Source organism: Anabaena sp. WA102 (assembly GCF_001277295.1).
In the GTDB taxonomy this organism is placed as follows: Bacteria; Cyanobacteriota; Cyanobacteriia; order Cyanobacteriales; family Nostocaceae; genus Dolichospermum; species Dolichospermum heterosporum.
Window position 1 is genome coordinate 2640200 of record NZ_CP011456.1, and the last position, 26741, is coordinate 2666940.

The following is a 26741-nucleotide window of genomic DNA, read 5'->3' on the forward strand; positions in this document are numbered from 1 at the left end:
CTCACAAATAAACCGATCCTGTACATCCTCTAATCCTGGAAATCCTGATTCAGACAATTATTCCTGCTTAATTGCACTGATTAAAATTCCTAAAATCTTTTTTACATCCTTGATATAATATTCAGTTAAATCAATAGAAACTACTTTATCTTCTAACTTCAAAAACTGCCAAATAGTACCGATAGTTACAGCACCATAAACAATTTTAATCTGATTTTGTTTCTGTTCATTAAATAATTGAGCAGCCAACATTTCAGCTATACATTGAGCCAAACCGGATTTCAAGTTTTCATTTTTACTTTCTACCAATGTAATTACAGGTGCGCGGACAAAAAGCTGTTCTTTAGAAAGACTAATCAGAAAATCGCAAAAACCATTTAACCCTTGTTGATTATCTACATTAAAATCCACCCCAGAAAATAAACTGATTTCATTATTTAACTTTCTTCTTACTTCCAGTAAAATTGGACTAATTATCATCTCAGAACGGGCTTTTTCTGTATTAATTGAAACAGCTAAATCAACATTTTCCTTGAGGATTGTTCTTAGTAAATCACTAGATTCTTCCTCTGGAACATCTCCAAATAATCCTGATACTTCGTTTAATGTCAATTCAAATTTTTGGATAATTTCACTTAATTTAAAATCACTGTAAGCCATCTTTATTACCTTTAATTAATTAAGTAGGTGAACACAATAAAACCAAACTGTGTAAAGAAACGTAAAATCGCCCAAACCCTCTTCACTCTTGCCTCTTGCCTCTTGCCTTTTGCCTTGCCATAACGACAATTTTCAACGCCAACCTACTTACACCACAGTCAACAGTTAACAAACCTCAATCTCCTAATAATACCCTAATCGCTTTTAAAGCTTGACTACGCTTCCCATTACTAATCTTAGCAAACCAGTAATGGGATTCCTCATAACTCATTGCTTTGATACCTTGGGCAATATTAGCAATTCTTTCAGGTTTAGAAAGTGGTTGAATCGTCTGAAATAACAAAGCTAAATTTATACCCGTTTCCTCAGTTAAAACATAAGGACTTTGGCGATTATGACTTAATGTTTTTGGGTCATAATTATTGGCTTTCAAACAATCATAAATCGCCTGTTTTACCTGAATTAAAGCATTACCCTGCAATGACTGTAAATATTTTTGTCCAATTACTTAGTATTATAACATATCTCCATAAAAATCCTCATCTAGTAACTGTTCTAAACTAAAAGGTAAATCAAGAGGATATTCTGATTCATCTGGTTTTCTCACTCCCAATTTTGCATTTTTACTTTCTTTAATTGCCAGTTTTCTAGCATCAGCATAAGCTATAGAAATTACTTCATGCAGATAATTTTTAAAAGAAGGATTTTCTTGTAAATCTTTTTTAATTCTAAAACGATGTTCAGTAATAGAACTGTACCAACTTCCTTTCATCATTTCAGGAGCATCAGCTTGAACAGTTAACTTGAGTAAGTGAGCAATTAAAATTGTTAAATTACTCAAGAAAGACCGTTTTTCCGATTTACCCATATCATCCAGTTCTAATAATAAATGTTCCCAATCAACATCATGAAAATGTTTTTCTTTGATTTGTGTAATGATAGTTTCTCTCCAAAGATTAAAATCTTGTTCATATAGTTGATGGTTCATATAGCTCTATCCACTAAATCAAAAGCATAACTTACCAATTATAACATTTCTCCTCTCTTTGCGTCTCTGCGTGAAAAAAAGGACGAACTAAAAAGCTCGTCCTAAAATTGCCGAATAAAACGCAAAATCTAAACCTGCGCTTCCTCTCTTACCAACTTATCCCAACCCAAATCCTTCAAATTATTATTCCTTCTTAAAGGACGAGTTACCAACTCCAAAACATCACGCGCATTACCAAAACCGTGAATCTGTGCAAAAGTAAACTCCACAGACCACTTAGTATTAATACCCCGTGCTTCCAATGGATTAGCATGAGCCATACCAGTAATTACCAAATCTGGTTTTAACTCATAAATGCGTTGAACTTGATTATAATTATCTGGCTTTTCGACAATTGTTGGTAAAGGTGAACCCATTTCCTGACAAGTTTTTTCTAACAAAGCCAATTCAGCAGCTTGATAGCGTTTATCCATGTAAGGAATGCCGATTTCTTGAACAGTCATTCCGCAACGCACCAAGAACCGCGCTAGGGAAATTTCTAATAAATTATCACCCATGAAAAACACAGATTTACCGCGAATTAATTGCACGTATTCTTCTAAGTTTTCCCAAATTTGTGCTTCTCGTTCATCTAAACCCTGGGGAGTAATTCCCAATACAGAACAGATTTTTTCAATCCAAGCGCGAGTACCATCAGGACCAATGGGGAATGGTGCGCCAATGAGTTTACACTTGCGACGACGCATTAAAGTTGTAGCAGTGCGGCTGAGGAAAGGATTGACACCAGCGACATAATACCCTTCTTCAATCACGGGTAATTCTGTAAACCTTTTTGCGGGTAGCCAACCAGAAACTTTAATCCCTTGTTTTTTCAGTTCCAAGGTTAATTGGGTCACAACTGGGTCAGGCAAAGAACCAAACAGCACCAAAGGTGTATGATTTACATACTCAGATTCATCTTGAGCGATGTCTTCTTTTTTCTTACCGAAATTCATCAGTTTCTGAATGGCGTTACGCTCGCCTTTTTCAGTTTCCGATACGGGAGACTTTTCAGGACAACGATGAGCCATAGCGGCTAACACAGTGTCCTCTCCTTGGGTAAATGCGTAGTCGAGTCCGTTGGCACGGGCGACAACAATGGGAATACCTAAATCGGCTTCTAACTTAGGTGCTAAACCTTCCAAATCGGTTTTAATAATTTCAGTGGTGCAAGTACCAATCCAGACAATTACACTAGGATTGCGATCGCGTTTAATTTGCTCACACAAACGTTTTAATTCTTCATAATCATTCAACTGTGCCGAAATATCCCCCTCTTCCAACTCAGCCATAGCATAGCGAGGTTCAGCAAAAATCATCACCCCCATAGCATTTTGGAGGAAGTAACCGCAGGTTTTCGTGCCAATTACCAAAAAGAAACTATCTTCAATTTTCTGATATAACCAAGCCACACAGCTAATAGGACAAAAAGTGTGATAATTTCCGGTTTCACATTCAAAATTTAAAGCTTCAGGCTGTTGAGCAACAGTCATATTAATATTCTCCCTTTAATTTTTTTTAACTTGGAAAGTAGATGGTTGGTGATTGGTGATTGGTGATTGATGATTGGGTTATTCATTTCCCCCTACTTTCTTCCCTGTCACCTGTCACCTGTCACCTGTCACCTAAATTCTGCTTTCAACAATTAATTGTTAGGGAAGAGACGAGCCATTTCTGATTCATTAAAAACTTCAGATGGTAGTTCTTCCAAATTGTCGTCACCATTATGCAGCGAAGTTTCATCACCCCAGATGTCTGAAACTACATTATCAAATCCATTTTCTTCAGATGTATTTAGTTCATCCAAAGAATTATCTTCAGATAGATTCAGTCCACTAAAAGCATTTTCGGTCATTTCCCCAAAAGCATTATCAGGTATCTCTCCAAAAGCGTCTTCATCACTTAAAGACATCGGATTAAAGGAGGTATGACCAAAATCACCCATTGCTTCTAATCTGGATGATGCTTCTGAGTGATGGGAAACACCTTCATCGGATAAAGAAATACCACCAAAACCTTCATGATCTCTATCTATAGCCCAAGTGGCTTGCGTCTCGTTTCCCAAATTATTCAGATTGATCCCAGTGACTGAGAAAGATTCTGATTCAGGCATATCTGCCACCACAGCCGACAGACGAGAGTACATTTCTGGTTCTACTGTGGGGCTGAGACGATTACCAAGGGCAATATCAGGGTCAAAATGCAAATCCAGAACTTCAATTAAAATATCCGCATCTGGATTCAGTTTGGCAAAGGGGAACATTAGCTGGGCTAATTTTGGTTCTAGAGCATTGATGACTCCCAGGATGAGGTAAGAAGACGGACGCTTGCCGCCATCAGGGGTATAAACTGATTCAACAGTCATTTGGAGCGTAATCCATTCACGATTGGCTTGAAAGAATTGCAGCCACTTTTGTTTGATCGAATCGGTAAAACTATCAAAGAAAGCCATAAGTCCATCCTGAGAGGTAAAATGTTTTATACAATCATCAAGTCTAATTCCTCTTCAGCATTTGTGGCTTTAACTTTTACTGGATTGAGATAAAAATCTGACAATAGAGAAAAAAGTTCACGATCAGGAGAGTCGTTGGGAACGACACCTTCGGGTTGAGCGAGAATTTGATCAGCAATATTCAGGTAGTAGTCGCAAACGTAGCTTAGAGAAGGATCTGACTCTGCCATTTCAAATAAAGTTTTGCCTTTGACGCGGGAAACGCGGATATCTTCAATTAAAGGTAATACCTCTAAAACAGGCATAGGCACGGCTTCTATATATTTATCAATTAAATCCCGCTTGGAGGTACGATTACCGATTAATCCTGCCAAACGCAAGGGGTGAGTCCGAGCTTTTTCCCGAACGGAAGCAGCAATCCGGTTGGCTGCAAATAGAGCATCAAAACCATTATCTGTAACAATTAGGCAATAATCTGCATAATTTAACGGTGCGGCCAAAGCCACCACAAACAACGTCACCAAGGACATCAAATAAAATTACATCGTATTCATCAAAAGCATTAAGTTCTTTTAATAATTTGACTGTTTCCCCAACTACATAGCCACCACAACCGGCACCGGCTGGAGGTCCACCTGCTTCAACGCAATCAACACCGCCATAACCTTTGTAAATTACATCCTCTGGCCAAACATCTTCGTAGTGATAATCTTTTTCTTGCAAGGTATCAATAATGGTGGGAATCAAAAACCCAGTCAGGGTAAAGGTGCTGTCATGTTTGGGATCACAGCCAATTTGTAAGACCTTTTTACCTCGTTTAGCCAGAGCTACAGAGATATTACAACTGGTTGTAGATTTGCCGATTCCACCTTTTCCGTAAACTGCTAGTTTCATTGTTGTACCTCTCTTATAGTTTCTTTACAAACTCTTAGCTCAAACATTTGCCTGTATCTACATTGATTCGGGGATGTGTGAGGTGCTTGAGTGTCATTATTGTGCAAATTCTCTGGAAAGGAAAGGGGACTAGAATCTGAAAGGTGCTGATATCAGCTATTTAAGTGATTAAATATTCTATTTCTAAAGTATTAAGCCATTTATTAGTCTTAAATGGCTAAAAATTCTATTTTTTAAAGTTTTAATCTTTTGTTTTTATAAAAATAGTTTCAAAAGACAAAAAAAATCCATATATAAAAATCTATTTATTCCATAATATTTGCTTACTCTTGTAACCCTTGACGATATTGCTGGTATTTACGGTGTGTGCAACCAGAAAAGCATTGTCAACGGTCGGTTGAAAATAAAGGTGAGATTTGGGGATCAGGTTAATCGGGTATTCTGATTCAGGCGTAAAATTGGCAATAAAGAAATTTTATGAGCGATCGCTTCCCTTTTTGTTACCATTGTTCCTGGATTAGTAAATATTTATTAAATTATAAAATATCTGATATAAAACTTTACAGGGAATAGGGAATAGGGAATAGGGAACAGGGAACAGGGAACAGGGAAGATAAGAAAGTTCTTAACCAATGACAACTGACAAATGACTAAAAAACAAAAATTTCCTTACTTGCTGGGTTCTAAATGGACTGCACAGAAAAAAGTTGATGGTTGGCGACATTTTCAGGTTGTTAACCGCAAAAATCAGGGTAAATGGGTATATGCGGAAATGGTAGCAGCTTGTGATCCTCAAGTACGCTTTTGGTTAAATGCTAAATTATTACAAGATAATTCCCAATGGTACGCTGGTTGGCAAACCTTACAAGAAATAAACTCTATCGAAAACCATTAATTCCCTCTTGCCTCTTGCCTCTTCTAAACCATCAATGGTTGTTGATACAGTGGCACAGTGAAAGTCACTGTTGAACCAAGTCCCTCACCTAGACTATAAAAATGTACCTCACCACCCATTGCTTCTATGAGCTTTTGGGATATTGTGAGTCCTAAACCTGTACCACCATAGTGACGAGTCCGAGAACCATCAATTTGAGAAAATAATTGAAATAGTTTATCTTGCTTATCTAAGGAAACACCAATACCTGTGTCAACAACGCGAACTTTGACTGTTGTAGGGTGTTTTTTTGGTATTAAATCAGCACTGATAGTAATACCACCTTCATGGGTAAATTTAATAGCATTACCTACTAAATTTAGCATTACTTGTAATAATCTCTTATAGTTGCCTTGAACAATAATTGCATCAGAAATTGCAGGCATTTCCATGTGAAAACTAATATTTTTCACCTCCGCTTGCTGACGGGTAAAGCCTTCAACGTCATCAAATAATTCTTTGAGATTGACTGGTGAACAGTCTAATTCCATTTTACCTGCTTCAATTTTAGCAAAGTCCAAAATATCATTGAGGATATTTAACAGATGCAAAGATAATTCATGAGCTTCTAAAATAAACTCATGTTGTTCTTGAGCATCATCTGTAACTCCTTCTAAAATTAGCTTTAAGAAGCCAATCATGCCATTGAGAGGAGTCCGAATTTCGTGGGAGACATTAGCCAGAAATTCGCTTTTTAAGCGAGAAACTTCTTCAGCTTTTTGTCGGGATTCTTCTAGTTCTTGATATAAAGTAGCATGAGCGATCGCTGTTCCTAACTGATCTGCCACTTCCCTGGCTAATTCTAATTCTGCTTGTGTTAGTGGATGGCATTCATCAACAAAACTAAGAGCAGCTAAACCATTAGCTTTGTCTTTGTAACAAGTCGCAACAACCAGAGATTGAGACTGTGGAGATTGGTGATTAAATGAAACTGCCATCACCACAGGCTCTAAAGTCGCTAATGCTTGAGCAAAAGCCGGCTCAGAAGATATATCTATTTCTGAGTCAAGAATAGAAATTTGCTCTGGTTGATGATACTCCGCAATTACCTGAACCTTGGTATTAGCGGGTTGATAAGGGCAAATAATACAGCGTTCTAGGTTGAGTCTTTTTCCCAAGCTATCAACTGTTTGTTGCCAAATAACATCTAAATCCAGTGTCCGACGAATATTTCTGGTGATTTTGTTTAATAACTTCTGATGTCGCTGCAATCGTAAAGCTAACTCAAGCGCTGTTGGCGGTTTAAGTGCCTGATTCACATCTTGAGGATTAATTTTTGATGGTAACAACCTACCTATTACCAAAACTGTAGTTGTGGGCTGACCAAATTGCGGCAGAATCGGCGTAATTGTCAATTCCAACTCTAATAATTCGATATTTGGGCATTTAAACCAGTATTTCACCCTTTCCGGCACAGAACTGCTCAAAATCCGGTGTAAATTTTCTAGATAAACAACCTTATCTACTGGAGCAAAGCTATCATTTTCATAAGAATACCCGGTAAGTGGGAAACGAGCGCGTCTTTAGACCTGAGAGGGAAACGACACGAGCGGTTTTAACCGCTGTGGATATTAAAATTGAAACCAGATTTTTGATTGGAACCTGGAAACCAACTCCCATTTCTGGGGTAATGTTAGCTAGATGCCTCCGGCACGCTGGCGCGAACGACCTGTTATAAGAGCTTGCTTGAGCTTGCAACACTGTTCCAGTGACCTTAGAACTGTTTAATTACAAGCGACAGAGCGGGGAACTAGCTTCGCATTCCGAGGTGTCGTGACTCAAATAACGGCTACCCTTCGACAACGCTCAGGGTGGTCTGGTCAGTACGGCTTGCTTAATTACTCTTGCAAGCCCAGTCCCTTTAGGGCTGGGTTACTGACTGAGGACATCAACTATCTTCTGGGGATCACACTCTAAGTATTGGCTGTGTTGCCAATAAAAAGTCAAATAGCGTCCAGAGGCATCTTGAGTATATACTAACTCTGCTCCCAGAGTTGCTGATGAGCGATCGCTCATAAAATTACTAGATTCCAGATTTTGAGAAATTAAATTCGGAAATTGGCTATTGCCACTAATAGTCATTAATCGAGTTGGATAGACAAAAAGCTTTCCACCGTACTTATACTAAAGCTAATTAAATTCTGGCATAAACTTTTACAGGTTTTACATTTTTCAAGGGTAGATTTTTGACTTTTCTGGCATTTAAGAGATTAATTTTTACATTTCTTATTATTAGCTGATACCTGTCAAGTCGGTTTAATCATTCCATTCACCACGGGGGGGAACAGGTGTTCGTAGAGGGGTACGTGTTAACTCATCATCTCTATTAAAATCACCCCGTAACCATTGACGGATAGCCACCTCAATCACCTTACTGGGATCATTAGTTAGATGTTGAATTTGCTCTATCAATTCAGAATCTAGATTAAGAGCGATTTCTGTCTTCTCAGTGCGTTTTTTATCTGCACTGTTGGGTTGTTCCTGCATATTCATGGGTTTAAATACTCTGAAATAGGTTTATTGAAACTGTTTTTCAGCAGTCATGATATTTATAATTGAGTCTATCCAATTGTAAACTGCTGAGTCATCAATACTGGGAGCTAGAAATAGATTCTAAATAATAGCGTAAGTTGTCATAGCAGAGAACGGGGAAGAGGTAATGGGTAATGGGTAATTAATTTTTGCTTCCTGCCTGTTCCCTGTTCCCTGTTCCTTGGACTTCTGCTGTTTGTGTTAAAATACATGAAGTAAATAGCTTTCACTTTGGTTTGCTTTAGAGCAAAGATGGTATATGACTGACGTTCCCGCAGATCGCATTCGCAACTTTTGTATTATTGCTCACATTGATCACGGGAAATCCACTCTCGCAGATCGTTTGCTACAGGCTACTGGGACTGTAGAAGATAGACAGATGAAAGAGCAGTTTCTCGATAACATGGATTTGGAACGGGAGCGCGGCATTACAATTAAGCTGCAAGCTGCCCGGATGAATTATACTGCCAAGGATGGTCAGCAGTACGTTCTCAATTTAATTGATACTCCTGGTCACGTAGACTTCTCCTATGAAGTGTCCCGTTCCCTTGTGGCTTGTGAAGGGGCATTGTTAGTTGTGGATGCGTCCCAAGGCGTAGAGGCGCAAACCCTAGCCAATGTGTATTTAGCTCTAGAGAGTAATCTAGAAATTATTCCGGTTTTAAATAAAATTGATTTACCAGGAGCAGAACCAGAGCGAGTAATTGGCGAAATTGAAGAAATTATTGGTTTAGATTGCAGTGGTGCAATTTTGGCTTCAGCAAAAGAGGGAATTGGCATTGCTGAGATTTTAGAAACAATTGTCGAACGAGTTCCCCCACCCGCTGACACTGTAAATGAAAACCTGCGAGCGCTGATTTTTGATAGTTACTATGATAGTTACCGGGGTGTAATTGTTTATTTCCGGGTCATGGATGGAACTGTCAAAAGAGGCGATCGCATCTACTTAATGGCATCCGGTAAAGAATATGTCATTGATGAACTAGGCGTACTCTCTCCCACCCAAAAGCCAGTTGAAGAACTCCATGCCGGAGAAGTAGGTTATTTAGGTGCAGCGATTAGAGCCGTAGCTGATGCCAGAGTAGGAGATACCATTACCCTATGCAAAAACAAAGCCACCGAAGCCTTACCTGGTTACGCAGAAGCCAATCCCATGGTATTTTGTGGAATGTTCCCCATAGACGCAGATCAGTTTGAAGACTTGCGGGAAGCCTTAGAAAAACTAGAACTCAATGATGCCGCATTACAGTATGAGCCAGAAACCTCCAGTGCAATGGGTTTTGGTTTCCGTTGTGGGTTTTTGGGACTACTGCACATGGAAATCGTCCAGGAACGCTTAGAGCGTGAGTATAACCTAGATTTAATCATTACCGCCCCCTCAGTGGTTTACAAAGTCGTCACCATCAAAGGGGAAGAACTGTACATTGATAATCCTAGCCGCTTACCTAACCCCAATGAGCGCGACAGAATTGAAGAACCCTACGTTAAAGTAGAAATGATTACTCCCGAAATCTACGTTGGTTCTTTAATGGAGTTGTCTCAAAACCGTCGCGGTATCTTCAAAGATATGAAATATCTCACCCAAGGACGGACCACACTCACTTATGAATTGCCTTTAGCCGAAGTTGTTACCGACTTTTTTGATCAAATGAAATCCCGTTCTCGCGGTTACGCCAGTATGGAATATCATCTGATTGGCTACCGAGAAAATCCTTTAGTAAAATTGGATATCATGATTAACGGTGATCCAGTGGATTCCCTAGCCATGATCGTTCACAGAGATAAAGCCTACAATGTCGGTAGATCAATGGCGGAAAAACTCAAAGAACTAATTCCCCGTCATCAATTCAAAGTCCCCATTCAAGCTTCCATTGGCGCAAAAGTTATCGCCAGTGAACATATCCCCGCCATGCGAAAAGATGTGTTAGCTAAATGCTACGGTGGCGACATCAGCCGCAAAAAGAAACTATTGCAGAAGCAAGCCAAAGGAAAAAAACGCATGAAAGCTATAGGTACAGTAGATGTACCCCAGGAAGCTTTTATGGCTGTATTGCGGCTAGATAAAGGCTAATTGTCACGTAGGGGTGGGGTTTCCCCGCCCTAATTTTATGACTTTGTTCCTTTGTGCGAAATACAATTCATATTAAATTAATTAAGAAGGATATAAAAAATAGACTAATGAATTCAATAGCATCTACTTTAATTTCTATTCTCAGCCCTGAAACCTCCATTATATCGTGGGAAAATCTTACCCCCACCCAACAGCATCATATCCAACAAGGGATAGACTCCAAAAGCCAGCCTAGTTGTGTGATTTATCCCCATAGCCAAGCAGAATTAGCCGCCGTTATCACCACTGCCAACAGTCATAAATGGCGCGTTCTCACTTGTGGTAGTGGTAGTAAAATCAATTGGGGTAGTTTGGCTAAAAATATTGATATTATTGTCAGCAGCGATCGCATTAACCAACTCATAGAACACGCAGTTGGTGATTTAACTGTCACTGTGGAAGCAGGGATGAAATTTGCCCAGCTTCAAGAGATTTTAGCTAAACATCACCAATTTTTAGCACTTGATCCGGCTTTTCCTGATTCTGCTACCATAGGCGGTATCGTTGCTACTGCTGATACAGGTTCTCTGCGTCAACGTTATGGTTGTGTACGTGACCAACTTTTAGGTATAACTTTTATCCGCGCAGATGGACAAATCGCTAAAGCTGGGGGACGAGTTGTAAAAAATGTCGCTGGTTACGACTTAATGAAATTATTTACTGGCGCTTACGGGACATTAGGAATTATCAGCCAAGTCACTTTTCGAGTTTATCCCATTCCTGAAACTTCGGGAACAGTAATATTAACTGGTAAACCTGAAGCTATATCCCAAGCAGTGAGAACTTTACAAAGTTCGGAATTAACACCAACTCAAGTTGATTTATTATCAAGTAAGTTAGTTACTAATTTAGATTTGGGAACAGGAATAGGTTTAATTACCCGCTTTCAAAGTATTAATGAAAGTGTCCAAGAACAGTCAAAACGACTTTTAGCAATTGGCGAAAAGTTAGGTTTACAGGGGGTAATTTATTTGGGAAATCAGGAAATTAATTTATGGCAACGATTACCAGAACAAATACATTTTCATGTGACAGAATCTACAATTACCTGCAAAGTAGGAGTATTACCAACTGCGGCTGTGGAGATTATCAATCAAATAGATATTGGTTTAATTCATATTAGCAGTGGTTTGGGTTTGGTGCGTTTAGAAAATAAAGATCAAATTTTGCCTTTGCGGAATTTATGTGCAGCAAATTATGGTTTTTTAAGTATTTTATCTGCACCTGTTGAGTTAAAGGAAAGGTTTGATGTTTGGGGGTATAATGGTAATGCTTTGGCAGTAATGCGGGGAATTAAAACACAGTTTGATGGTAATTTTATTTTAAGTCCTGGTCGGTTTGTGGGTGGGATTTAAGTTTTAATTAAAAACGAACCACAGAGGCACAGAGGTCACAGAGGTTAAGAGGGGAGAAATATAAATGCAAGTTTCGGAAGGTTCGGTGAATAATACTGCTAGTATTAAGAATTTAAAGGGTTTTGATGGTAATTGTCCACCTGATGCAAAGTTAATTGATAGTTGTGTTCATTGTGGTTTTTGTTTGTCTACTTGTCCTAGTTATCGGGTATTAGGTAAGGAGATGGATTCTCCCAGGGGACGGATATATTTAATGGATGCTATTAATGAGGGTGAAATTGCTCTCAATACGGCTACTGTTGAACATTTTGATTCTTGTTTGGGTTGTCTAGCTTGTGTTTCTACTTGTCCTTCTGGTGTGCAGTATGATAAGTTGATTTCGGCTACTAGACATCAAGTTGAGAGGAATTATAATCGCAGTTTACCTGATAAGTTGGTTCGACAATTAATTTTTTCTCTGTTTCCTAATCCTGATCTTTTAAGAATTTTACTTTTTCCTTTATTAGTTTATCAAAAGTTAGGAATTTCTAAGGTATTACAAGCAACTGGGTTAATTAAGGCTATATCTCCCCGGTTAGCAGCTATGGAATCTATTTTACCGGAAATTACTCTTAAGTCTTTTCAGGATAATTTACCAGATATCATCCCAGCTAAGGGTGAAAAAAGATATCGCGTGGGTGTAATTTTAGGATGTGTGCAAAGACTGTTTTTCTCTGGTGTCAATGAAGCAACTGTAAGGGTTTTAACAGCGAATGGTTGTGAAGTGGTAATTCCTAAGTCTCAAGGTTGTTGTGCTGCACTTCCTGAACACCAAGGACAAACTGAACAAGCGAAAACTTTAGCCAGACAAATGATTGATAGTTTTGCTGATACTAATGTGGATTTTGTGATTATCAATGCTGCTGGTTGTGGTCATACTTTGAAGGAATATGGTCATATTTTAGCAGATGATCCAGAATATGCAGAAAAAGCAAAAATATTTGCGGCAAAAGTTAAGGATTCACAGGAGTTTTTAGCTAATGTGGGTTTAACGGCTAAACTTTCACCTTTGACTGACAAAAATATCAATTTAGTTTATCAAGATGCTTGTCATTTATTACATGGTCAAAAAATTAGTGTCCAACCTCGTCAACTGTTAAAACAAATTCCCGGTGTGACTTTGAAAGAACCCATAGACGCGGCTTTATGTTGTGGTAGCGCGGGGGTTTATAATATGTTGCAACCGGAAGTTGCGGAAGAATTAGGTAAACAAAAAGCCCAGAATTTATTAAATACTGGTGCTGATTTAATTGCTTCCCCTAACCCTGGTTGTAGTTTGCAGATTAGTAAATATTTACAAGGTAAAACTATTTCTGTGATGCACCCTATGGAATTATTAGATTATGCTATTCGGGGTGATAAGTTGGATATCTAGAAAAATATAACATCCAGATACCCGACTTCTGAGATCAATTTATAATTTATTTATACAAGATAAAAAAAGAAGTCGGGTATCTTATTTCAATTTATAATTTATTTACAAGCACGACTTACGCGAAATATCTTTCAAATCCTCATTTCTCTGTGACCTCTGTGCCTCTGTGGTTCGTTATTCCATGAATCTTGCGTAAGTCCTAACAAGATAAAAAAGAAGTCGGGGATCTTATTTATCGTTCCCAAATTAAGTTCATTGCCTTTTTTATGATCTCTTCTTGTTGGACTAATTTGCTTAATTCTTCTGCTTCATGTTGACCTTCAAAAGCTTCAATTGCTGCTTTTTCTAAGGCTAAATCATAAGCATCTTCTAGGGTTTCTGCTAATTCTGTTTCACTCATGTAAGTTCCTTTCGCTTTTTCACGGGAATTACTGCGTTGAATTTGTTTGACAGAATTGCGAATAGAAAAATTCCAAGACCTAGTGGTGCGGTTTTCAGCAGCTTGTTTAATTAGGTGTAGAAGTAAAATGATGCCATAGCTAAATATTTTATTCAGTTTATCAGATTTGCTCATTTCTTCTAATTCTTCGACAATTAACAAGGCTTCCGTGATATTGCCTTGGTGCAGGAGTTCTTTGAGTGTAAGTAGTTCTTCCATGTGGTTGATTTTCCTAATTTTTCATCGCTAAGGTTAATCCGTCGGCTATGGGAACTAAACTCAAGGTAATGCGGGAATCTTCATGTAATTTGCGGTTTAAAGCCCGAATTTTATTAGTTTGATTATCCTGTATTTCTGTTTCTGCAACTTTACCTGACCACAACACATTATCAATGGCAATTAGTCCACCGGGACGAATTAATTCAAGACATTGCTCATAATAATTATTATAGTTACCTTTATCAGCATCAATAAAGGCAAAATCAAATGTTCCCGCTTCCCCTATCACTAATAACTTATCTAATGTTTCCAAAGCTGGGGCAATATGCAAATCAATTTTATCAGCGACTCCCGCTTCTTGCCAATAACGTCGAGCTACACTGGTATACTCTTCACTAACATCACAGGCGACTATTTTACCATCTGCGGGTAAAGCCAAAGCTACTACTAAGGAACTATAGCCAGTAAATACACCAACTTCTAAGGTTTTTTTTGCTCCTATTAACTTAATTAATAATGCCATAAATTGTCCCTGTTCAGGAGCTATTTGCATGATAGACCTGGGCATTTCAGCAGTTTCTTGACGCAGTTGGGTTAAAATAGCTGGTTCGCGGAGGGAAATTGAAAGCAAATAATCATACAGGTTTTGTTCTAAACCCAGAGTCTGTTTTGACATGATTTATATTAATTATTTTATGATAGTTCTTCCTTATCGATTTTATGATAACAAATTTAAAATCAAATGTCAACCCCCAAATCCTCTTTTAATCCTGAATCAGGATGTTCAGGATTTGAGGATTTTCAGGATGTGATTTAAAGATTGTTTTTGAGGAAGTTGTGATTTTTTTGTCTGAATCAGGATGTTCAGGATTTGAGGATTTTCAGGATGTGATTTAAAGATTGTTTTTGGGAAGTGGTGATTTTTTTGTCTGAATCAGGATGTTCAGGATTTGAGGATTTTCAGGATGTGATTTAAAGATTGTTTTTGGGAAGTGGTGATTTTTTTGTCTGAATCAGGATGTTCAGGATTTGAGGATTTTCAGGATGTGATTTAAAGATTGTTTTTGAGGAAGTTGTGATTTTTTTGTCTGAATCAGGATGTTCAGGATTTGAGGATTTTCAGGATGTGATTTAAAGATTGTTTTTGAGGAAGTTGTGATTTTTTTGTCTGAATCAGGATGTTCAGGATTTGAGGATTTTCAGGATGTGATTTAAAGATTGTTTTTGGGAAGTGGTGATTTTTTTGTCTGAATCAGGATGTTCAGGATTTGAGGATTTTCAGGATGTGATTTAAAGATTGTTTTTGAGGAAGTGGTGATTTTTTTAGTCTGAATCAGGATGTTCAGGATTTGAGGATTTTCAGGATGTGATTTAAAGATTGTTTTTGAGGAAGTGGTGATTTTTTTAGTCTGAATCAGGATGTTCAGGATTTGAGGATTTTCAGGATGTGATTTAAAGATTGTTTTTGGGAAGTGGTGATTTTTTTAGTCTGAATCAGGATATCCAGGATTTGAGGATTTACAGGATGTGATGGAAAGATTGTTTTTGAGGAAGTGGGGATTTTTGGAAGTTGGGATATTTTAAAGATGTTGTTTTATGCTCTTCTTTAGATGGTTAGTTTACAGCATTTTCGCAATTACCAATTACCCATCCTGAAAATCCTGAAAATCCTGATTCAGACAAAATCATCTCCAAAATCCCCACAAACAATCATTAAACAACATCCTGAAAAATCCCAACTTCCCACAAACAATCATTAAACAACATCCTGAAAAATCCCAACTTCCCACAAACAATCATCCAACAACATCCTGTAAATCCTGAAATCCTGAAATCCTGAAAATCCTGATTCAGACAAAATCATCTCCAAAATCCCCACAAACAATCATTAAACAACATCCTGAAAAATCCCAAAATCCCACAAACAATCATTAAACAACATCCTGAAAATCCTCAAATCCTGGATATCCTGATTCAGACCTTGACAAAGTTCTCAGTTTCGACTATGCTTATGTTATAGGTGGAAAAGTATGCGCCCATATATATATGGCTTCCACATCCAGTATTTATCCAAAAAGAATTCCGCCTAACTGCGAGACAAGGGAAAAGAAAAAAGAGCAGAGGGCGAAAGAGCAAGAGTATAAAGGGCAACTAAGTCCTCGCCGCACCACTACATACAACCCGAAAACCAAAAGCGTTGTAGTCGCTGACGAGGCGGTAGGTGGCGCGACAAGCAGAACGGCAATCATCAGGATCGTTGTACCACGAACCACCGCGCAGCGTCTTTTTATCGCTTCGACTAATCAAAGCACTGCCATTTATAGGCGCGTTTATATAATTTTCATTCCAGTCATCTTCGCACCATTCCCACACATTTCCGTGCATATCGTATAAACCAAAAGCATTAGGGGGAAAAGTTCCTACATCTGTGGTTTGTTCTCGATATTGCCCTGTTGGTGCGTTAGCGTAGGCATACCTGCCATCATAGTTTACCAAATATGGGGTAATACTTTCACCAAAATAAAAAGGTGTGGTTGTTCCCGCCCTACAAGCATACTCCCATTGTGCCTCACTGGGCAACTTATAGTTTTTACCTGTTTTTTGGCTTAACTTTTGACAAAAATTAACCGCATTTTTCCAACTCACACATTCAACAGGGCGATTATTACCTTTGAAATGAGCAGGGTTGTTTCCTATGATAGCTTGATATTGTGCTTGAGTCAAAGGATATTTACCAATAAAGAAGCTGGGAACATTAACTTGATGTTGGGGACCTTCATCATCGGATCTTCCCATTTCATATGTCGGTGAACCCATGTAAAATGTTCCTGCGGGTATTTCCACCATTTCCAACTTCACCCCATTTCCTAAATCTTCCACAAAGTAATTTGCTGAGTGGTTGCGTCGGTTGATAATGCTTCCTTTTGCGTTCGTTGTGACAACTTCAAAAGTGAAAGTTTTCAGGTTAGTTAAAAACCTCTCTCCCAACCTCTCTCCTACAAGGAGAGAGGCTTTAATATCCCCCTTCTCTTGTAGGGAAGGGGGGTTAGGGGGGTTAGGTTTTTTATTTGTTTGAATACCTAAATATTTAAACCATTCTGTAATAGACTGAGGACGGTTTTGATAATCTAACTCCATTCCCTTGAGAATAGCATCATTTACCTTTTGACTAATTTGAGAATTGTATTTTTGCGGTGGTTCAATCGCCATTTTCATGTCTAACATGATCTTAGCATTGAGATAAGGACTAGGCAGAGGAATGAAAGGAGGTTCATGAACGGCGATAATTACATATAATGTCGCAGCTAAAGCATAAATATCTAAAGCCGGAGTGAAATTACTTCTATTTTCAAATTGTTCAGGTGGTGCAAAAACCGGAGTTTTGGCATTTGTTAAACTCATCAATTCGGCAAAATTGACTTCTCTGGCTAAACCAAAATCAATTAATATGGCTTTATTGTCTTCTTCTCTTAGTAAAATATTCGCAGGTTTAATATCTCGGTGCAGATAATTACGACTATGAATATAACTTAAAGCCTCTCCAATTCCTTTAATAATTTCTAAACCCGCACTTTCACTAAAAACACCATTCGCGTATAAATATTGTTCTAAATTTTTGCCTTTGACATATTCCATCACCATACAAGATAAACCATTTTCTTGAAACAGTTCAGGATACACTTTGACAATGTGAGGATGATCAAAGGTAGCTAACACCATCGCTTCGGTGTTAAACTTGTCCTGTTCTTGGGCTAAAAATTCTCCAAAACCTTCTGTATTCCCATATTTATCTCGATAGCGTTGTTTCAAAAAGGAGACGTTGAGGCATTTGATAGCTACTTCTTTTTTGCGTCTATGATCTTGCGCTAAATAGGTAATACCAAATCCTCCCTGTCCCAGGGTGTCAATAATTTCGTATTGTCCTTTTTTGAGTAGTTGCCCTGGGGTAAAATAAGCCATAATAAAATTTAAATTGTCTGAATCAGGATTTGAGGATTTACAGGATAAAGAGGAAAATAATTATATTGGTGGTTGAAAAGTCTATATATATGGGCGCACACTTTTCCACTCATAACATAAGGATAACTCAAGCTTTGAGCTTTGTCAAGTCTTGATTGTCTGAATCAGGATGTCCAGGATTTCAGGATAAAGAGGAAAATAATTATATTGGTGGTTGAAAAGTCTATATATGGGCGCACACTTTTCCACCCATAACATAAATATAGCTTAGTCTTTGAGATTTGTCAAGTCTTGATTGTCTGAATCAGGATGTCCGGGATTTGAGGATTTTCAGGATAAAGAGGAAAATAATTATGTTGGTGGTTGAAAAGCCTATATATATGGGCGCACACTTTTCCACCCATAACATAAATATAGCTTAGTCTTTGAGATTTGTCAAGTCTTGATTGTCTGAATCAGGATGTCCGGGATTTGAGGATTAACAGGATAAAGAGGAAAATAATTATGTTGGTGGTTGAAAAGTCTATATATATGGGCGCACACTTTTCCACCCATAACATAAATATAGCTTAGTCTTTGAGTTTTGTCAAGTCTTGATTGTCTGAATCAGGATGTCCGGGATTTGAGGATTAACAGGATAAAGAGGAAAATAATTATGTTGGTGGTTGAAAAGAACAGGAAAATCAGTTGTGTAATTAATTCCGTCTCATTACTTAACATCTATGGCGGTTCTAAATCTCTGCGCCTCTGCGCCTCTGCGTGCAAAAAATCATCCCATGACACCAAATCCAGGGAGTTTATGTAGAGATGTTGCAAAGATATAATTTTCTGAAGAAAGTGCTTATTCGCCCTCTAAAATTGAAGATTATTCTATAAACTTACTCGCGTCAGAGGAGGTATTCATGAGCCGTCCAATTATTCTGGGTATTGTTGGTGATAGTGCTGCTGGGAAAACAACTCTGACTAGAGGGATTGCTCAGGTACTCGGTCCTGAAAATGTGACTATTATATGTACAGACGATTACCACCGTTACGATCGCACACAACGGGCAGAAATCGGCATTACGGCACTCCATCCTGATTGTAACTATCTGGATATCATGCAGCAACATTTATCGCTGCTACGGACAGGACAGGCGATTCTGAAGCCGGTTTACAGCCACTCTACAGGGACTTTTGAACCACCGCAATATATCAAACCCAGTAAATTTGTGATTATTGAAGGGTTACTAGGTTATTCTACCCGTGTAGCCCGTGATGCTTATGATGTTAAAGTCTATCTTGCCCCTCCTGAACCACTTCGCGCTGATTGGAAGGTGAAACGGGATACTCAAAAGCGCGGTTATACTCCAGAACAGGTATTAGCGGAGTTAGACAAGCGTGAACCAGATTCAGAAAAGTATATCCGTCCTCAGCGGCAATGGTCGGATATTGTGGTCAGTTTCTATCCTCCCAGTGATGAAATTGATAACACCAATGGACGTTTAAATGTGCGCTTGGTGCTGCGTCCTTCGATTCCCCACCCTGATTTTACGGAAATTATTCACGCTGGTCGTAGTGATTCCCAATCAGCTATCCGCTTAGGACTAGATAGAGATATGGGAAAACCGGTGGATGTTTTAGAGGTTGACGGTCATGCAACTTTGGAACAGGTGAATAAAATCGAACGGATTATGTGTAATGATATGCCGTATTTAAATAATGTGTGCGATCGGGAAAGTAATCCAGAATTGGGTAAAATTGCAGGTACAACTGGAGAAACACTGCAAAGTTATCCTCTCGCCCTGACTCAGTTAATTATTACCTACCATATGCTCAAAGCTACGCAAATTTACCAGTAAGTAATTCCGGGTAGTATCTACAAAAATTAAAGATATTGTCAAAAAGGAATAATTGTGTCCAAAAATAAGGGATAAATAATGAGTTAGCATTCAGCCCCCAGTCCTCAGCAATCAGCCTGAAAATCTGAAATACAGGTAATTAAATGAATACCTCCTCTTCTTTGCTATTTGCTATTTCTGCTTTTCGCTGATAGCTGATAGCTGAATGCTATGACAATTATTCCCAATTCAAAATTCCCAATTGGTATGACTTATTGCCTGAGAATAGCCGACTTACCGGAAAATGAACGCCCCCGTGAAAGGTTAATGACTCACGGACCGAAGATTTTAGCTACAGCGGAATTAATCGCTATTTTGCTGGGTACTGGACAAGGCCCTGGTAAATTATCCGCAGTTGGTTTAGGGCAATATATATTACAGCAATTGGGTAAAGGTCAGTGTGACCCCTTAGCTGCTTTACGAAATGTCTCCCCCGCTGAATTAATGGAAATTCCCGGTGTGGGACCAGCAAAAGCGACAACTATCCTCGCTGCAATTGAATTGGGTAAACGGACTTTTTTATCTCGTCCTTCCGACGGAACAGTGATTGATAGTCCCATTGCTGCGGCTGCGGTGCTGAGTCAAGACTTGATGTGGCAAAATCAAGAAAGATTTGCCGTATTATTATTGGATGTGAAAAATAAGTTATTAGGCACAAAAGTGATTACAATTGGGACGGCGACGGAAACGTTAGCCTCCCCCCGTGATATTTTCCGAGAAGTCATTCGTCAAGGTGCTACAAGAGTAATAGTTGCCCATAATCACCCTTCTGGCAGTTTAGAACCCAGTGAAGCAGATATCGAATTGACTCGTCAATTATTAGCCGGGGCAGAACTGTTAGCTATTTCCATTTTAGATCATTTAATCTTAGGTAATGGCACTCATCAGAGTTTACGAGAAATTACAACTTTATGGGATGATTGTCCGCAAATTGATTGATATTTCTACCTTTTTTTCTACGTCTCCTAGTGCTTTCTCTGTGCGTGCATTGGGGTTTTTAGAACGGTTATTCATCCCCATCAGGTTCTAAATCTTCCTCTGTCAACTCCTGATGAGGAACAGCCGCGATAATTGCATCTATGACTTTACCTACTGGTAATATCTCTATACCAATTTCAGGAAATTTTGTGCCTTTAGGAACGATCGCTCTTTTAAATCCCAGTTTTGCTGCTTCCTTTAATCGTAGTTCCATTTGGGAAACCGATCGCACTTGTCCCCCTAATCCTACTTCTCCAATTAAGACTGTACCAGGATCAACAATGCGATCGCGGAAACTGGCAACTATGGCAACGGCAATTCCTAAATCTACTGCTGGTTCTTCTACATTTAATCCCCCCGCAGAAGCAACATAGGAATCTAATTTGGACATAGGAATACCCACACGCTTTTCTAATACGGCGAGTATTTGCACTAACCGATTATAATCTATGCCTGTACCTGCTCGGCGAGGGGAGGGATAACTAGTAGGGCTAACTAAAGCTTGTAACTCCACTACTATGGGTCTTGTTCCTTCACAAGCCACTACAATCGCTGTACCTGGAGCCGGATCATCACGATTGCCTAAAAATAGTTCAGAAGGATTATCAACTTCTCTTAATCCTTGAGACACCATTTCAAATATACCAATTTCGTGTGTTGCTCCGAAACGGTTTTTTACAGTTCTTAATAGGCGATGGGAGGCAAAGCGATCGCCTTCAAAATACAATACAGTATCAACTAAGTGTTCTAATACTCTCGGTCCGGCAATCGTGCCTTCTTTGGTAACATGACCAACAATTAACATCGTAATATCTTCATGTTTTGCCACCTTCATCAAGGCTGCGGTACATTCCCTGACTTGAGCCACTGAACCCGGCGCTGATGTCAAAGCTGGTAAAAATACGGTTTGAATACTATCTATTACCGCCACATTTGGCTTTAAGGAGTCTATTTCTCGTAAAATTTCTTCTAAATCCGTTTCTGGTAATATATATAAATCCGCACCTATACTGTCAGGATCTATAGGTTGTTGAGGATTTGTCACTGGTGCTTCCGGATCTTTATTTTGATGATCTTCTGTGACGACAAGAGGAGGTTTGGACATTCCCAAGCGAGAAGCACGCAATTTTACTTGTTGTCCAGACTCTTCTCCAGTAATATAGAGAATACGATATTTTTGTGCTAATTGGTTAGATACTTGTAGTAGTAAAGTAGATTTACCAATGCCAGGATCACCACCAATTAATACCATTGAACCGGGAACAACACCACCGCCTAAAACTCGATCTAATTCGCCATAACCGGACTCCCAACGAGCAATTTGGCGATCGCTAATTTGGTCAAAAGTCAGAGATGATCTAGCTTTAGCTGGTTTATTGTGAGATTTACTATGACCTCCAGCTTGCCAATTTCCCACACCACCCCGGCCAGGTATATCCCCCAGAAAAGAGCTAATATTCTGCTCAACTAAAGAATCGTAAGTGTCACAATTTGAACATTTTCCGAACCATTGGGAGAATTCCGCTGCACAATTACTACAGATATAAATGGTTTTTGGCTTTGCCATGCTTAAATTTTAGATAATAATCTTAATTTTTCATTAATTCTTGGAAAAAACCGAAATTTAATCGTAGTAATAGTTAGAGCTTTTTCCAAATCAATTCATGTAATGATATCTTAATATTATGATATTTAAAATTAATCATGAAAAATTTTAGTTAAGGAGCATGACAAAACTTGGAAAGTCATAAAGAAAAAATCCTAGTAGTAGACGACGAAGCCAGCATTCGTCGGATTTTGGAAACACGCCTTTCCATGATTGGCTACGATGTGGTGACAGCAGGAGACGGAGAGGAAGCTTTAGAAATATTTCGCAAAGCTGAACCAGACCTGGTAGTTTTAGATGTAATGATGCCAAAACTCGATGGTTATGGCGTTTGTCAAGAATTACGCAAAGAATCGGATGTCCCTATTATTATGCTCACCGCCTTGGGAGATGTCGCAGATCGCATCACCGGGTTAGAATTAGGTGCTGATGATTATGTCGTTAAACCATTCTCACCCAAAGAACTAGAAGCGCGGATTCGTTCAGTATTGCGACGAGTAGACAAAACAGGTGCAAACGGTATTCCTAGTTCCGGGGTAATTCATGTCAGCACCATCAAAATTGATACAAATAAGCGTCAAGTTTATAAAGGTGATGAGCGGATTCGCTTAACCGGGATGGAATTTAGCTTATTAGAATTGTTAGTCAGTCGTTCTGGTGAAGCTTTTTCCCGTTCAGAAATTCTGCAAGAGGTATGGGGATATACTCCTGAACGCCATGTAGATACTCGCGTTGTGGATGTACATATTTCCCGATTACGGGCAAAATTAGAAGATGATCCCAGCAACCCTGAACTAATTCTCACCGCTAGAGGTACTGGTTATCTTTTCCAACGCATCCTAGAACCGGGAGAAGAGTAGGCAGGGGGGCAGGGGGCAGGGAGCGGGGGGCAGGGGGCAGGGGAGTGGGGGGAGTGGGGGGAGTGGGGGGAGTGGGGGAAGTGGGGGAAGTGGGGGGAGTGGGGGAAGTGGGGGAAGTAGGGGAGAAAGAATTTTGCCAATGACAACTGACAACTGACAACTGACAACTGACAACTGACAACTGACAACTAACAACTGACAACTGACAAATGACAAAATCAGATCCCAATCGAGTTTTACGGCGTTTACCCTTAGTTGTTGGGGGTTTAGGTGCGGTGCTTTTGTTAATGAATCGGTTGTTAACACCGCAACTGACAAACTCTCAAGCCCGAGGAGATGTGCTGGGGGTAATTCTGAGTGCGGTGTTAATTTTAACTGGTTTAATTTGGCAACAGGTACAGCCGCGTACACCTGAAACAGTAGAATTGATTGGGGAAGAGGGATTTTTTTTAGCAGCAGATTTACCAGAAGCCGCGAAAATAGAATTAGCCTGGGCATCGCGGTTATTATTAACTAATACAGTCACGCGATCGCTCATAGTCTACTATCAAGGTAAAGTTTTATTACGTCGTGGTATTTTGGCTGCTAAATCGGAAGTAGTCCCAGGAACAATTTTAAAAAAAGTATTAGAAACACAAAAGCCAATTTATCTAGTTGCTTTGTATGTTTATCCTGGTAAAATCGAATTTGATTATTTGCCAGAAAATACACAAGGTGTAATTTGTCAACCTATTGGTAAAGAAGGGGTTTTAATTTTAGCGGCAAATGCTCCCCGCAGTTACACTAAACAAGATGAAAACTGGATTGGGGGAATTGCCGATAAATTAGCTGTAACCCTTGGTGATTCTCGTTCCTAGACTCTGGCTAGGAATGCCGATTTTGAGGCTCTGCCTCCCGTTAATAGCGGCATAGCCGCCTGATAAACATTCCCAGTCAGAGACTGGGAACGAGATTGGCGAGATGATAAAAGTTATGAATTATGAATTATGCAAATTATTTATTTACTCTTAGTGGCTGTAATGTTTGTGGGGATTATTGGTGCTGTAGTTCCAGCGATACCTGGAAGTAGTTTGATTTTAATATCTATTATTATTTGGGGAATCGTGAGTAATTCCTTTGCAGCTATTAAAATTCCCCTGATTGTGACAATTATTGTTTTACTTCTGAGTACAGGAGTTGATTTCCTTGCTGGTTATATCGGAGCAAAACAAGCAGGTGCTAGTAAGTGGGGACAAATTGGCGCATTTGTGGGGTTGTTACTGGGATTTTTTGGATTACTACCAGCTTTACCTTTTGGTGGACCGTTATTAGGAATTTTATTTGGACCACTGTTAGGAGCAATTGTGGGTGAGTTCCTTTATCAAAGACGATTATGGCCTGCGGTAAAAGCTGGGATAGGAATTACTGTGGGAACGGTTGTGGGGAATTTGATTCAAGGTGTTTTAGCTATCAGTGCGGTGATAGTATTTTTATTGACGACTTGGCCGCAGGTATATGGTGGTTAATAATCAAAGTTTGTGTATCAATCAAAAATCAGGTTATTAGGAGTTACGCATTGACAGGAAACTTTAAGTATGTATAGTCCTAAAACCCATATTTCTCGTAGGGGTTTAGCACTGCTTATTGATGTCAACTTAACGTAAAACCTTTAGCCCGCCTGGGAATGAATTCCCAGTCTAATAGCAGAAGTCATCTGAAGATGACTAAACACTGGGAAAATTTACTAGTCCGTTTTAACGGACTTGAGCTATGAGACAGGGAATTTATTCCCTGGCGGTTGTGGAAGACAACAGATAAGCCATTTTTAACACCAATGAGCAGTGCTAAACCCCTACACATCTAGGTTATTTGTCGTTTCGCAAAACCTTATATCCCACGCGTGTTTAAAATAACTGTAAACCAGCTTTTGCTTCTTTGGAAATAGCTTCTACTTCGTCATTCACCAAAGTTGCTAGAATAGATTTAGCTTCATCACTTCCTAAACGAATTAAAGCTTGTGCAATTCTGTAACGTACTTGCCAATCTGAGTTAGTGCTGTATGGAACTAGGAGAGGAACTGCTTTTGGATCTCCCAATTCACCGAAGGAACTAATAGCCGCAGTTTGAATTAAACCATTATCGGAAGCGAGCGCTTGGGTAAGTAATTCAAAAGCTCGTGGATCTCCTAATTCTCCCAATGTGGCAATAATGCTAAACTGGACTAGCCATTCTGGTGTTTCCTGGTAAAGCTTTTTTAAGTCTTCAAAAGCGTCATGCAATTTTAGCGCACCTAAACAGTCTGCTGCGGCGGATTGCACATCCGCTTCAGGATCATGTAATAAACCCCGTAAGATAGTCAAGGATAATGGTAAATCTTGTGTTCCCAGGGTATCCATTTGACTTACAGCAGAATAACGGACACGCGCACTTTTATCCTGAATGGCAATTTGTACTAATTCTAAAGCGATTTGTGGTTCTAGATCCCGAATTTGGTTAACTGCACGCAAGCGATCGCCTAAATTGTCAGAACGCAGTAACTCTTTTATACTATCAGCAGATACACTCATTTAATAGTCCCTTGTCAGTTGTCAGTTGTCAGTCGTCAGTTGTAAAAGAATATTGCTCTTACTTCCCCACACCTAGTAGTTCGTCAAATTTATTTTGACGGGTAATGATCGGAAAAAACTTCTGTTCTTCCCTCCCCTACCTCCCCTACCTCCCCTACCTCCCCTACCTCCCCTACTTCCCCTACCTCCCCTACCTCCCCTACCCCCCTACCTCCCCTACCTCCCCTACCTCCCCTACCTCCCCTACCTCCCCTACCTCCCCTACCTCCCCTACCTCCCCTACTTCCCCTACCTCCCCTACCTCACCTACCTCCCCTACCTCCCCTACCTCCCCTACCCCCCGTCATTTCCGGGTTGACAGACTACTAGTCAGCAGCCATAGTGCGAACAATATCACCACGAGTTAGAATACCAATGACCTTACCCACACTGTCAAGGACTGGGAGACGGTGAACTTTGTGATCTTGGATTAATTTCGCCGCTTCTCTTAATGGTTTATCAGGAGAAATAGTCAGGGGATTTTTACTCATCACTTCTCCTACTGTTTGTCCTAAAGCTTTATGTAAATCTCGTTCATACGCACCAGGATTTTGTAAATAAATCACGCTATCCAAAATCATAATATATGCAGGAGGAGTCACACCTGTTTCTTGCCACATCAAGTCTGTTTCGGAGATAATTCCCACTAGTTTACCTGCGTCATCAACTACAGGTAAACCGCTAATTCGTTTTTCTGCCAAAATTTGGATAGCTTCTTTTAAGGGAGTTTGAGGATGGACGAGGATAGGATCACGACTCATTACTTCAGCAACAGTTTTAGACACTTTTTTAACTTGCACCTTTTATAAAAGTCTTTTTCACTATTGTAGAAAATT

Annotated in this window: 22 protein-coding genes and 2 pseudogenes; 9 read left to right on the forward strand and 15 right to left on the reverse strand. The window is 39.3% G+C overall.

The window, feature by feature from the left end; all coding sequences use genetic code 11:
- Positions 1–57 precede the first annotated feature (57 nt).
- The 6 genes and pseudogenes from AA650_RS11350 to bchL form a co-directional block, all read right to left on the reverse strand.
- Positions 58–660: a hypothetical protein gene (locus AA650_RS11350; protein ID WP_053539102.1), complete on the reverse strand. Its 603-nt coding sequence runs from the start codon at positions 658–660 to the stop codon at positions 58–60.
- Positions 661–835: 175 nt separating this feature from the next.
- Positions 836–1141, reverse strand: coding sequence for a DUF7680 family protein (locus AA650_RS11355; RefSeq protein ID WP_233455406.1), 306 nt, complete (start codon positions 1139–1141; stop codon positions 836–838).
- Positions 1142–1174: 33 nt separating this feature from the next.
- Positions 1175–1648 (reverse strand): DUF29 domain-containing protein, encoded by a 474-nt coding sequence (locus AA650_RS11360; RefSeq protein ID WP_053539103.1) that lies wholly within the window; start codon positions 1646–1648, stop codon positions 1175–1177.
- A gap of 128 nt (positions 1649–1776) precedes the next feature.
- Entirely contained in the window at positions 1777–3180 is a 1404-nt protein-coding gene (locus AA650_RS11365) for a ferredoxin:protochlorophyllide reductase (ATP-dependent) subunit N (protein ID WP_053539104.1), read from the reverse strand.
- A gap of 152 nt (positions 3181–3332) precedes the next feature.
- On the reverse strand, positions 3333–4139 hold the full coding sequence (locus AA650_RS11370) for a DUF5331 domain-containing protein (RefSeq protein ID WP_039203629.1): 807 nt from the start codon (positions 4137–4139) through the stop codon (positions 3333–3335).
- Between the two features lie 26 nt (positions 4140–4165).
- Positions 4166–5033, reverse strand: a pseudogene (gene bchL / locus AA650_RS11375) (ferredoxin:protochlorophyllide reductase (ATP-dependent) iron-sulfur ATP-binding protein).
- 646 nt (positions 5034–5679) lie between these two features.
- Between bchL and AA650_RS11380 the strand changes: the two are divergent.
- Entirely contained in the window at positions 5680–5928 is a 249-nt protein-coding gene (locus AA650_RS11380; RefSeq protein WP_027400712.1) for a TIGR02450 family Trp-rich protein, read from the forward strand.
- A gap of 23 nt (positions 5929–5951) precedes the next feature.
- Here AA650_RS11380 and AA650_RS11385 read toward each other — a convergent pair.
- From AA650_RS11385 to AA650_RS11395, 3 genes and pseudogenes are all read right to left on the reverse strand, one after another.
- A pseudogene (locus tag AA650_RS11385) lies at positions 5952–7451 on the reverse strand (ATP-binding protein); the annotation flags it as partial.
- A 388-nt stretch (positions 7452–7839) separates the two neighbouring features.
- Positions 7840–8049 carry a hypothetical protein gene (locus AA650_RS11390; RefSeq protein WP_053539105.1) on the reverse strand — a complete coding sequence of 70 codons (210 nt, stop codon included), beginning with the start codon at positions 8047–8049 and terminating at the stop codon, positions 7840–7842.
- Positions 8050–8223: 174 nt separating this feature from the next.
- A complete protein-coding gene (locus tag AA650_RS11395) occupies positions 8224–8460 on the reverse strand; it encodes a hypothetical protein (RefSeq protein WP_053539106.1) in 237 nt (78 codons plus the stop codon).
- A gap of 298 nt (positions 8461–8758) precedes the next feature.
- Here AA650_RS11395 and lepA point away from each other — a divergent pair, with 298 nt between their 5' ends.
- The 3 genes from lepA to AA650_RS11410 all read left to right on the forward strand — a co-directional run bounded on the left by lepA (position 8759) and on the right by AA650_RS11410 (position 13378).
- Positions 8759–10570, forward strand: a complete 1812-nt coding sequence (gene lepA / locus AA650_RS11400; protein ID WP_053539107.1) for a translation elongation factor 4 — start codon at positions 8759–8761, stop codon at positions 10568–10570.
- Positions 10571–10677: 107 nt separating this feature from the next.
- A complete protein-coding gene (locus AA650_RS11405; protein WP_053539108.1) occupies positions 10678–11964 on the forward strand; it encodes an FAD-binding oxidoreductase in 1287 nt (428 codons plus the stop codon).
- A 64-nt stretch (positions 11965–12028) separates the two neighbouring features.
- Entirely contained in the window at positions 12029–13378 is a 1350-nt protein-coding gene (locus AA650_RS11410) for a (Fe-S)-binding protein (protein WP_053539109.1), read from the forward strand.
- 232 nt (positions 13379–13610) lie between these two features.
- On the opposite strand, the gene AA650_RS11415 is transcribed toward AA650_RS11410, so the two are convergent.
- From AA650_RS11415 to AA650_RS11425, 3 genes are all read right to left on the reverse strand, one after another.
- Entirely contained in the window at positions 13611–14036 is a 426-nt protein-coding gene (locus AA650_RS11415; RefSeq protein ID WP_053539110.1) for a DUF29 family protein, read from the reverse strand.
- Between the two features lie 13 nt (positions 14037–14049).
- Positions 14050–14712 (reverse strand): class I SAM-dependent methyltransferase, encoded by a 663-nt coding sequence (locus AA650_RS11420; RefSeq protein ID WP_053539111.1) that lies wholly within the window; start codon positions 14710–14712, stop codon positions 14050–14052.
- A gap of 1475 nt (positions 14713–16187) precedes the next feature.
- Positions 16188–17996, reverse strand: a complete 1809-nt coding sequence (locus AA650_RS11425) for a bifunctional serine/threonine-protein kinase/formylglycine-generating enzyme family protein (RefSeq protein ID WP_053539112.1) — start codon at positions 17994–17996, stop codon at positions 16188–16190.
- A 902-nt stretch (positions 17997–18898) separates the two neighbouring features.
- Here AA650_RS11425 and AA650_RS11430 point away from each other — a divergent pair.
- Positions 18899–19837 (forward strand): phosphoribulokinase, encoded by a 939-nt coding sequence (locus AA650_RS11430; RefSeq protein ID WP_053539113.1) that lies wholly within the window; start codon positions 18899–18901, stop codon positions 19835–19837.
- A gap of 246 nt (positions 19838–20083) precedes the next feature.
- Positions 20084–20815, forward strand: a complete 732-nt coding sequence (gene radC / locus AA650_RS11435) for a RadC family protein (protein WP_053541262.1) — start codon at positions 20084–20086, stop codon at positions 20813–20815.
- A 67-nt stretch (positions 20816–20882) separates the two neighbouring features.
- On the opposite strand, the gene radA is transcribed toward radC, so the two are convergent.
- Entirely contained in the window at positions 20883–22421 is a 1539-nt protein-coding gene (gene radA / locus AA650_RS11440; protein WP_053539114.1) for a DNA repair protein RadA, read from the reverse strand.
- A gap of 170 nt (positions 22422–22591) precedes the next feature.
- Here radA and rpaB point away from each other — a divergent pair, with 170 nt between their 5' ends.
- From rpaB to AA650_RS11455, 3 genes are all read left to right on the forward strand, one after another.
- A complete protein-coding gene (gene rpaB, locus AA650_RS11445) occupies positions 22592–23320 on the forward strand; it encodes a response regulator transcription factor RpaB (RefSeq protein WP_015079764.1) in 729 nt (242 codons plus the stop codon).
- Positions 23321–23529: 209 nt separating this feature from the next.
- Entirely contained in the window at positions 23530–24177 is a 648-nt protein-coding gene (locus tag AA650_RS11450) for a cofactor assembly of complex C subunit B (RefSeq protein WP_053539115.1), read from the forward strand.
- 129 nt (positions 24178–24306) lie between these two features.
- On the forward strand, positions 24307–24825 hold the full coding sequence (locus AA650_RS11455; RefSeq protein ID WP_053539116.1) for a DUF456 domain-containing protein: 519 nt from the start codon (positions 24307–24309) through the stop codon (positions 24823–24825).
- Positions 24826–25203: 378 nt separating this feature from the next.
- On the opposite strand, the gene nblB is transcribed toward AA650_RS11455, so the two are convergent.
- Positions 25204–25866: a phycobilisome degradation protein NblB gene (nblB, locus tag AA650_RS11460; protein WP_053539117.1), complete on the reverse strand. Its 663-nt coding sequence runs from the start codon at positions 25864–25866 to the stop codon at positions 25204–25206.
- 365 nt (positions 25867–26231) lie between these two features.
- Positions 26232–26666: a CBS domain-containing protein gene (locus AA650_RS11465; protein ID WP_053541263.1), complete on the reverse strand. Its 435-nt coding sequence runs from the start codon at positions 26664–26666 to the stop codon at positions 26232–26234.
- Between the last annotated feature and the right edge of the window lie 75 nt (positions 26667–26741).

Excerpts from the sequence above, each read along its gene's own strand:
- AA650_RS11430 (WP_053539113.1), top strand. The coding sequence starts at position 18,899 with ATGAGCCGTCCAATTATTCTGGGTATTGTTGGTGATAGTGCTGCTGGG.
- AA650_RS11455 (WP_053539116.1), top strand. The coding sequence starts at position 24,307 with ATGCAAATTATTTATTTACTCTTAGTGGCTGTAATGTTTGTGGGGATT.
- AA650_RS11350 (WP_053539102.1), bottom strand. The coding sequence starts at position 660 with ATGGCTTACAGTGATTTTAAATTAAGTGAAATTATCCAAAAATTTGAA.
- AA650_RS11410 (WP_053539109.1), top strand. The coding sequence starts at position 12,029 with ATGCAAGTTTCGGAAGGTTCGGTGAATAATACTGCTAGTATTAAGAAT.
- lepA (WP_053539107.1), top strand. The coding sequence starts at position 8,759 with ATGACTGACGTTCCCGCAGATCGCATTCGCAACTTTTGTATTATTGCT.
- nblB (WP_053539117.1), bottom strand. The coding sequence starts at position 25,866 with ATGAGTGTATCTGCTGATAGTATAAAAGAGTTACTGCGTTCTGACAAT.
- AA650_RS11425 (WP_053539112.1), bottom strand. The coding sequence starts at position 17,996 with ATGGCTTATTTTACCCCAGGGCAACTACTCAAAAAAGGACAATACGAA.
- radA (WP_053539114.1), bottom strand. The coding sequence starts at position 22,421 with ATGGCAAAGCCAAAAACCATTTATATCTGTAGTAATTGTGCAGCGGAA.
- radC (WP_053541262.1), top strand. The coding sequence starts at position 20,084 with ATGACTTATTGCCTGAGAATAGCCGACTTACCGGAAAATGAACGCCCC.
- AA650_RS11450 (WP_053539115.1), top strand. The coding sequence starts at position 23,530 with ATGACAAAATCAGATCCCAATCGAGTTTTACGGCGTTTACCCTTAGTT.
- AA650_RS11395 (WP_053539106.1), bottom strand. The coding sequence starts at position 8,460 with ATGAATATGCAGGAACAACCCAACAGTGCAGATAAAAAACGCACTGAG.
- AA650_RS11390 (WP_053539105.1), bottom strand. The coding sequence starts at position 8,049 with ATGACTATTAGTGGCAATAGCCAATTTCCGAATTTAATTTCTCAAAAT.
- AA650_RS11465 (WP_053541263.1), bottom strand. The coding sequence starts at position 26,666 with ATGAGTCGTGATCCTATCCTCGTCCATCCTCAAACTCCCTTAAAAGAA.
- AA650_RS11415 (WP_053539110.1), bottom strand. The coding sequence starts at position 14,036 with ATGGAAGAACTACTTACACTCAAAGAACTCCTGCACCAAGGCAATATC.
- AA650_RS11370 (WP_039203629.1), bottom strand. The coding sequence starts at position 4,139 with ATGGCTTTCTTTGATAGTTTTACCGATTCGATCAAACAAAAGTGGCTG.
- AA650_RS11360 (WP_053539103.1), bottom strand. The coding sequence starts at position 1,648 with ATGAACCATCAACTATATGAACAAGATTTTAATCTTTGGAGAGAAACT.
- AA650_RS11420 (WP_053539111.1), bottom strand. The coding sequence starts at position 14,712 with ATGTCAAAACAGACTCTGGGTTTAGAACAAAACCTGTATGATTATTTG.
- AA650_RS11405 (WP_053539108.1), top strand. The coding sequence starts at position 10,678 with ATGAATTCAATAGCATCTACTTTAATTTCTATTCTCAGCCCTGAAACC.
- AA650_RS11380 (WP_027400712.1), top strand. The coding sequence starts at position 5,680 with ATGACTAAAAAACAAAAATTTCCTTACTTGCTGGGTTCTAAATGGACT.
- AA650_RS11365 (WP_053539104.1), bottom strand. The coding sequence starts at position 3,180 with ATGACTGTTGCTCAACAGCCTGAAGCTTTAAATTTTGAATGTGAAACC.